This is a genomic window from Nocardioides terrigena, assembly GCF_003047265.1.
Taxonomy (GTDB): Bacteria; Actinomycetota; Actinomycetes; order Propionibacteriales; family Nocardioidaceae; genus Nocardioides; species Nocardioides terrigena.
Map to the genome: position 1 here is coordinate 1 of NZ_PZYY01000058.1, position 687 is coordinate 687.

Annotated in this window: 1 protein-coding gene; it reads right to left on the bottom strand. The window is 64.0% G+C overall.

The window, feature by feature from the left end; translation table 11 throughout:
• Positions 1 to 687, bottom strand: a 687-nt coding sequence (locus DAE25_RS22815) for an IS1380 family transposase (protein WP_107768564.1), incomplete at both ends; no start/stop codon positions are given.

Consider the following 687-nt stretch of genomic DNA (forward strand, 5'->3'; position numbering starts at 1 on the left):
GTGCGGGGTGATGGACCTCGCAGCGAGGTCACCACGAAGCGTTCGTTGTCCTTGTCCGGCAATCCGCCGCTGCCCGGCAGGACTTCGGCCTTGACCACCACCCGAAAGGCTTGCGGCCAGGACTTGGCCGCATACTCGAAGTCACCGAACAGGCGTACTGCAGCAACGGCAGGCCCCAGACCTTGATCGGCCAGAGACCGGCGCAGGGCAAGATGCCCGCGCGCATTCTTCATCAAGCCCTCAGCCTGGCGCAACAGGACGGCATTGCCCGCCAGGCCGAAGACGAAATCGGCGTTGCCATCGGCAACGATCAACCGCATCAACTCGGGGTTGGAGAAATGACCATCGCCGCGCAGCAGGATATGGGTCTGTGGCCAGTGCCGCCGCAACAAGCCCAGCACGCGCTTCATGATCATGGCGTTCTCTGCCCCGGTCGGGCGCTTGCCGGGACGCAGCACGGCGGTCACCAAGGCGCCGGAGTTCGCCTCGAACACCAGCAAGGGCAGGTAGCAATGGTGGCCGTAATGATGGTTGTAAAAGGAAAGCGCTTGTTGGCCATGGGTGGCATCGTCGGTGTGGTCGAGATCCAGGGTAATGGTGGCCGGCGCGCACGGGTAGCCGGCGATGAACTGCTCAACCAGGGCGCGGGCCATGCGGTAGATATCGCTGCGGCGCAGCGATCCTTCC